This is a genomic window from Caballeronia sp., assembly GCF_028292365.1.
In the GTDB taxonomy this organism is placed as follows: domain Bacteria; phylum Pseudomonadota; class Gammaproteobacteria; order Burkholderiales; family Burkholderiaceae; genus Caballeronia.
Genome location: NZ_JAQGMM010000147.1, coordinates 1 through 7,197, shown reverse-complemented (window position 1 = coordinate 7,197; position 7,197 = coordinate 1). Strand labels below are relative to the sequence as shown.

At 60.5% G+C, this 7,197-nt stretch carries 6 protein-coding genes and 1 pseudogene; 4 read left to right on the top strand and 3 right to left on the bottom strand.

Annotated features, from left to right (window positions below):
• Both JWR14_RS09040 and JWR14_RS09035 read left to right on the top strand, forming a co-directional pair.
• A pseudogene (locus JWR14_RS09040) lies at positions 1 to 463 on the top strand (FAD binding domain-containing protein); the annotation flags it as partial.
• Between the two features lie 46 nt (positions 464 to 509).
• The gene (locus tag JWR14_RS09035) at positions 510 to 2,750 is read left to right on the top strand and encodes a xanthine dehydrogenase family protein molybdopterin-binding subunit (RefSeq protein ID WP_299704744.1); all 2,241 of its coding nucleotides are present in this window, start codon (positions 510 to 512) and stop codon (positions 2,748 to 2,750) included.
• Between the two features lie 16 nt (positions 2,751 to 2,766).
• Here JWR14_RS09035 and JWR14_RS09030 read toward each other — a convergent pair whose 3' ends face one another.
• From JWR14_RS09030 to JWR14_RS09020, 3 genes are read right to left on the bottom strand one after another with little or no spacing between them, the layout of a single operon-like run.
• Positions 2,767 to 3,399, bottom strand: coding sequence for a hypothetical protein (locus tag JWR14_RS09030; protein ID WP_299704742.1), 633 nt, complete (start codon positions 3,397 to 3,399; stop codon positions 2,767 to 2,769).
• A gap of 35 nt (positions 3,400 to 3,434) precedes the next feature.
• Entirely contained in the window at positions 3,435 to 4,217 is a 783-nt protein-coding gene (locus JWR14_RS09025; RefSeq protein ID WP_299704739.1) for a molybdopterin-dependent oxidoreductase, read from the bottom strand.
• Positions 4,218 to 4,220: 3 nt separating this feature from the next.
• A complete protein-coding gene (locus JWR14_RS09020) occupies positions 4,221 to 4,838 on the bottom strand; it encodes a cytochrome b/b6 domain-containing protein (protein ID WP_299704736.1) in 618 nt (205 codons plus the stop codon).
• Positions 4,839 to 5,084: 246 nt separating this feature from the next.
• Between JWR14_RS09020 and JWR14_RS09015 the strand changes: the two genes are divergently transcribed.
• Together JWR14_RS09015 and JWR14_RS09010 are read left to right on the top strand one after the other, a co-directional pair.
• Entirely contained in the window at positions 5,085 to 5,765 is a 681-nt protein-coding gene (locus JWR14_RS09015) for a heavy metal response regulator transcription factor (RefSeq protein WP_299704750.1), read from the top strand.
• 5 nt (positions 5,766 to 5,770) lie between these two features.
• Positions 5,771 to 7,197 (top strand): heavy metal sensor histidine kinase (locus JWR14_RS09010; protein WP_299704748.1); only part of this gene is annotated, 1,427 nt, incomplete at its 3' end.

The window sequence follows — 7,197 nt, the reverse complement described above, 5'->3', positions numbered from 1 at the left end:
CGTCCACATCGAAAGTCCGCAGGGCAAACGAAGCATCGCCATTGACGACTTTTTCCTGCTGCCCGGCACTACGCCTGAACGCGAAACGTCGCTCAATGCGGGCGAACTGATTACTCACGTGACGCTCCCCGCGCCAATTTCCGGTAGTCGCGGCGTCTACTTGAAGCTGCGCGATCGCGCTTCGTACGAGTTTGCGCTGGCATCGGCAGCGGTTGTGCTGACGGTATCGTCGGGCAGGATCGATCACGTCAGGATCGCGCTGGGCGGCGTGGGCGTGAAGCCATGGCGTTCACACGAGGCGGAAGCGGCGCTTCTCGGACGCGCACCCGACGCTCCCGCGTTTCGTGCGGCAGCCGAAGCCGCGCTTCAGACAGCCCGCCCGCAAAGCCAGAATGGCTTCAAGGTCGAACTGGCGAAGCGCTGCATTCAGCACGCTCTCACGCTTGCCACCCAGACTGCCTGATACCGCCTGATTGCGTAACGCGACGACGCGTGGCGCGGAGAACACTATGCAACTAGCTACGAAGAAAGCGCAGCCATTGATTGGCGGCGATTTTCAAAGAATTGACGCCCCGCTCAAGGTGAGCGGACTCGCGACGTACACCTCGGATTTCATCTTGCCGGGGATGCTCTACGCCGTGCCCGTTTGCGCGACGATCGGCAAGGGACGCGTGACGCGCCTCGACACCGCTGCCGCCGCAAAAATGCCCGGCGTGAAGGCGGTCTTCACACGCGAGAACATCGGCAAGTTTTATCGTGTCGGCATTGCATCAGAGGCGAGGATCGATGAGAAACGCCCGCCGTTCGAGGATGACACCGTCTACTACTACGGCCAGTACATTGCCGTGGTAGTCGCCGATACCTTCGAGCAGGCAACCGCGGCGTCCGGTGTGGTGAAGGTGAGTTATTCGACGAGTCAGCCCGATGTGCGCACGGAGATGTCGGCGGAAGAAACGCCGTCAGTCGATACCCAGCGAGGCGACTCTGACACCGCCTTCGCCGCAGCGCCCGATGCGCTCAAGGTCGATTGGACCTACACCACTCCGATCGAAACGCACAACCCGATCGAACTGCACGCGACTGTCGCCGCCTTCGATGGAACAAACTATACGTTCTACGAAACATCCCAGTCGATTGTCAATCAACGGCAGGTCATGGCGCTGATGCTCGGCGTGTCGGAAGACCAGGTGCGCGTGATCATGAAATACCTAGGGTCCGGGTTCGGCGGCAAACTTTTTCCATGGTCGCACTCGTTACTTGCCGGCGCTGCGGCGCGCAATCTGCAGCGTCCCGTCAAGCTGGTGGTGACCCGCGAGATGATGTTTCATAACGTCGGCCACCGTACCAGCACGCAGCAGCGCATGCGTTTATCGACAACCCCCGACGGTCGTTTCACTTCGTTCCAGCATGACTATGTCTACCAGACGGCTCGCCGGGAAACGCGCAAGGAGAACTGCGGAGAGACGTCGGGCTACCTGTACAGCTCGCCTAACCTGCGCGTCACCGCGGCCCTTGCGCGACGAGACATTGCGCCCAGTACGTCGATGCGTGGTCCCGGCGCGGTGCCGGGCCTGTTTGCGATCGAGTCGGCCGTCGACGAACTCGCCATCAAGCTCAATGTCGATCCGCTCCAGTTGCGGCTGATCAACGAGCCGACCACGGACGAAAGCCGCAACGTGCCATTCTCGTCGCGACACCTCAAGGAGTGCCTGACACTCGGTGCTGACAAGTTCGGCTGGTCGAACCGAACGGCAACCGTCGGTTCAATGCGTCGTGATGGCCTCGTGGTCGGTTGGGGCATGGCAGCGGGGTCGTGGGCCGCGCGGCGATTGCCGGCAGAGGCAATCGTCGAATTGCATGCCGATGGGACCGCTCGCGTTGCGACGGCGACTCAGGACATTGGTACGGGTACCTACACCATCCTGGCCCAGATGGTCGCCAACCTGACGGGTATCGCCCTCAACAAGATCTCCGTAGTGATCGGCGATACACGTTTGCCGCCAGGGCCATTGTCCGGTGGCTCGATGGTGACCGCGTCACTGGTTCCCGCCGTGACGCAGGCCACCCAGGCTGCCGTCCAGCAGCTTCTTGCGACGGCCGCCGGAGCGGACAACTCGCCATTCAAGGGACAGTCAGTGGACGTGCTGGGTTTCGAACAAGGCATGGTTTATCGCAAAGGGACATCGCCCGGAGCGGGTGTGCCTTTCGAGCGAATCCTGTCGCCTGCGCAGATCAGCATCGTGTTGGGCAGAGGTCGTTCCGGTGCGAGCGGGGCAGATGCCGATGCAAACAAAGTGTCGATTCACTCGTATTGCGCGCACTTTGTTGAAGTCACGTGGCAGTCGGAAACAGCACGGTTACGCGTCAGCCGTGTCGTGAGCGTGATCGATGGCGGCAAGATTATTAATGCGCGCACGAGTCGGAACCAGATCGAAGGGGCGATCGTGATGGGTGTGGGTATGGCGCTGTTCGAGGAAACGCACTACGACTCGCGTTCAGGCGCGCCGCTGAACCGCAATCTCGCCGACTACGTGATGACCACGCATGCCGACTCGCCAAAGATGGACGTGACGTTCCTGGACTATCCGGATTTCGCACTGAATCCGCTCGGTGCACGAGGGATCGGAGAGATCGGCATGGCAGGCGTCGCGCCTGCCATTACGAATGCCGTCTATCACGCGACGGGTGTACGTGTACGCAATCTCCCGGTGAAGATCGAAGACTTGTTAGCAGCGCCGGGAGCGGCGTAAATGTCGCGCCCGCTGATTACATCGGCGGCGCAACACCATCCTTCTCGACCACGACGCGCGAAGCTGCATACTCGGTGCCGCTCACCGGCGACGCCACGATAAACACCTTCTTGCCCGCAACCAGGTCCGTGCGCGCAGCCGGCGCGAACGTCACCACAGGCACGCCGTCCGGCACCGTCACCGTGTTGGTGCCGCCCTTGTACGACAGCTTTAGATCACGACCGCTCGTACCCGTCACGATTTGATCGACATTCGCATTCGTCATCGTGCTATTCGGCGAGAGGTCCCACGCGTAATGGCCTTCACCCGATCCGCGTGCCGCTTCCGGGAATACCAGCACTTCGGTCGCCGTCATCTTGCCGTCGGTACCCGTGGTCGCTGCCGTGCCGATAAACGAGCCGGCCTTGATGTCGGCGAGCTTGATGTTCTTCACGGCCGTAACCGGTGTGTCCTGCTTCAAGTCGATCGTCACGGTGTCGCCGCTGCGACGATGCACAGTCAGCGTATCGCCGGACAACGAGACAATATCGCCACGAATACGCGCTGGTTTAGCCGCCGGCGCCTGGGCAAACGCAACGCCCGCAAACGCGAGCGCAGCGACCGATACACCGAGTTTCAAACGCAAAGAAGTAGATGACGCAATAGACATGGAGGCTCCAGTTTTAGTATTTAACGCGAGAAGGTTCAGGCACCACCGAACCAGTTGTAACCCTGGTTCTCCCAATAACCACCGGGATATTCGTTCGTCACGGTAATCGCGACAATGTGCTTCGGGTTCTTGTAGCCGAGCTTCGTCGGCATGCGCAGCTTCATCGGAAAGCCGTATTTCGGCGGCAGGACCTGACCGTCGTACGTCAGCGTCAGGAGCGTCTGCGCATGCAGCGCAGTCGGCATGTCGATGCTGGTTGAATAGTTATCCGCGCAGTGGAACGCCACGTATTTGGCCGTGGTGTCAGCGCCGGAATGCTTGAGGAAATCAGAGAAACGCACGCCGCCCCACTTGCCAATAGCGCTCCATCCTTCAATGCAGATATGCCGCGTCACCTGGCTTTCCTGCGGCAACGCACGCAGCTCTTCAAGCGTCCAGACGTTCTTGCCCTTCACGAGGCCACCGACCGGCAGCTTGTATGTGGCTGCGTCGACGATGGGTACATCGTCTATGTCGTAAAACGCGTTGAACGGGAACGGCCGCGTGATCATCGACTCGGGATAAGTCGGCGCGAGCTTGTTCGGATCGAAGAGGAATGCCTGTGCCTCGTCGTTGAAACGCGACATGGTCCGTAGCACGGTGTTGACGGATTTATCGTCGGAGATATTGCAGCCCGACAGCATCATGAGACCGCCAAGCGACAAGATGCGCTTGCCGAAAAGCCGCCGCGCCGGCGCCTTCAGTTCATTGCGCGCATCCTTGAGGATGTTGTCGACATCGAGATTTGACGCAATGAGTTCGCTCTTTCTGTTCAGCATGGTTCAGCGGCCCCGGATCATCAGCAACAACGAGCGTGGAACGAGCGCGACCATCACCACGTGCAATACGAAAAATGCCACCAGGAAACTCATCGCGAAGAAGTGGACCACGCGGGCGTTGTCATAGCCGCCCATGAGGTCGCGCAGCCACGGGAATTGCACCGACTTCCAGACCGCAAGACCCGACAGGATAACGACAACAATATCCACGATCACCGCCAGATACGCGGCCTTCTGCACCGCGTTGTAGTGCGTGAGATCGTCATGCTTGAGCTTGCCGGTCAGCGCGGCGCGCAGATCGCCGAACAGGCTTTTGATGCTGAGCGGAAAGAGCTTGCGGCGGAAGCGTCCGGAGATGATGTTCAGCCCCACATACACCAGGAAGTTCGCGACCAGCACCCACATGGCCGCGAAGTGCCACAGCAACGCGCCGCCCAGCCATCCGCCCAAGGTGATGCTTGAGGGAAAGACGATCGAAGGAAAAATCGGCGATGCGTTGTAGACCTGCCAGCCGCTCGTCACCATGACCACGACCGCCAGCGCGTTGATCCAGTGCGTAACGCGAACCCAGCCGGGCTGGGTGATGACATGAGTCGAAAGTTGAGTCGAAGATGAATTCAAGCTCGCCTCGTGGTGGATGGATCGATCAGGGTGCGAAGATGCGGTGATTCGAGGATTCGGGGGACTTGATAAGCACATGGCCACGCAGTCGGATGCTACGCGCGAAGGCCTCGTCTGATTGCATCTTAGCGACCGCACGCTGATTTGCGCATGACGGGTTAATGACTTTTTTGTCATCTTTTCCCCGCGCCGAAGCAGGTGGATAGAATGGACCATATTTCTTACGCAAAGCAATGCACCCGCAGCATGACCATCCTGGTTATAGAAGACGACCGCAAGACCGGCGACTACCTGAAAAAGGGGCTCACGGAGTCCGGGTATCAGGTCGACCTGATCCGCAACGGCGCCGATGGCCTGCATCAGGCGCTCGCGCATCCTTACGAGCTGATCGTGCTCGACGTGATGTTGCCCGGTCTCGACGGCTGGCAGATCATGCAGGCGTTGCGCGCCAAACGTGACCTCCCGGTCATCTTTCTGACCGCGCGCGATCACGTCCGGGACCGTATTCACGGCCTCGAACTGGGGGCGGATGACTACCTCGTCAAGCCCTTCTCGTTCACCGAACTCGTACTGCGCATCCGCACGTTGCTGCGGCGCGGCGTAACACGCGAGTCGGACGTATTCCAGGTCGCGGATCTTCACGTCGATGTCCTGCGGCGCCGCGTGACGCGCCAAGGTATGGACATCGCGTTGACGAACAAGGAATTCGCGCTGCTCCATCTCTTCTGCAAGCGGCAGGGCGAAGCGTTGTCGCGGACCTTGATTGCATCGGAAGTGTGGGACATGAATTTCGACAGCGATACCAACGTAGTCGATGTCGCCATCAAACGCCTGCGCGCGAAACTCGATCAGCCCTTCGATATCAAGCTGATCCACACGGTGCGCAGCATCGGGTATTCGTTCGGTGCATCCGGGGACTCGCATTGAGTCCGCTGTGGCGTTCGCGTTCGCTGGTCCTGCGCATCACGTGCCTGTTCGCGCTGATCGTGTGCGTGGTGGTCAGCATGGTCGGAGGATCGCTGTATCACGCGACCAGCGCCACGCTGTCCACGCGCGCCGACTACCAGTTGATCGGGCGGGTCGAACACTTTCGTTCGCTGCTGCACGACCTCTACACGATCAAGGAAATCGAAGCGCGGCCCAAGCTGTTCGAGACCATGCTCGGCGACAGTCAGGACGTCATTATTTTCCAGCGTCCGGGCCTCGCGCCGTTCATCAGCGTGAACCCGGAAAACATGCCGTTGCCGCCGCTCGTTCCGGTGCCCATTCAGCGCGCCGTCAGCCTCGACGCGCTTTATGAAGGCACGCGTCGGGACGGGGTGCGGATGCGCTGGGTCGCGGCGCAAGCGCGCGTGGGCGACAGCGGCGAGGTCATCGAGATCATCGCGGCACATGTGATGACCCAGGAAGCGCGCGTGTTGTCGGCGTATCTCCTGCGTGTCTGGATCACCGTGGTGAGCGCGGTGCTGATTACCGCGCTGCTCGCGTGGTGGGTATCGAGCCGTGGTCTTGCGCCGCTGCGAAAAATGGCCGACAGGGTCGCCGGGATCACACCCGACACTTTGTCCGCGAGACTCGATATAGAAAACACGCCGACCGAACTGCAGAGCCTGGCGATGTCGTTCAACGCCATGCTCGACCGCCTGGCAACCGGTTATGAACGGCTGCTGCAGTTCTCCGCGGATCTGGCGCACGAGGTACGCACGCCTATCGGCGTGTTGATCGGACAGACGCAGGTCACGCTCGCGCATACGCGCAGCGAGAGCGAATACAAGAGCGTGCTGGAGTCGAATCTGGAGGAACTGGAGCGGCTGGGGCGCATCGCGCAGAACATCCTGTTTCTTGCGCAGGCGGATCACGAGCGGCAGGACATAGAGCGCACGCCGCTGAACATTCGCGAACAACTGGAAACCATTGCGACGTACTTCGAAGGACTCGCGGACGAACGCAATCTCAGCTTCGAAGTGCATGCCGAGGGTGAGATGTGGGCTAACGCGATCATGTCCCGGCGCGCGATCAGCAATGTGGTCGTCAACGCGGTGCGTTATGCCGAAGCCGGCACCACGATCCGGCTGACCGGTAGCGAAGATGCGCAAGGGGCACGGGGTTCCGTTATCGTGATCGGCAATCAAGGGATGCGAGTCGCGCCCGACGATCTCGCGCGCCTGTTCGACCGGTTCTATCGTGGCGATGCAGCCCGCAGCGAGTTCACGGAATCCAGCGGCCTGGGGTTGTCTATCGTACAGGCGATCATGCGACTGCACGGCGGGTCGGCGTCGGTGAGTTGTTCAGCGGACGGCTGGATCGAATTCACCCTTCGATTCGCCGCCCTGCCGAATTCCACCCCGCATTCCACCCT

Bases quoted from the DNA above. Each gene is read 5' to 3' on its own strand.
- JWR14_RS09015 (WP_299704750.1), top strand. From the start codon at position 5,085: ATGACCATCCTGGTTATAGAAGACGACCGCAAGACCGGCGACTACCTG.
- JWR14_RS09035 (WP_299704744.1), top strand. From the start codon at position 510: ATGCAACTAGCTACGAAGAAAGCGCAGCCATTGATTGGCGGCGATTTT.
- JWR14_RS09030 (WP_299704742.1), bottom strand. From the start codon at position 3,399: ATGTCTATTGCGTCATCTACTTCTTTGCGTTTGAAACTCGGTGTATCG.
- JWR14_RS09025 (WP_299704739.1), bottom strand. From the start codon at position 4,217: ATGCTGAACAGAAAGAGCGAACTCATTGCGTCAAATCTCGATGTCGAC.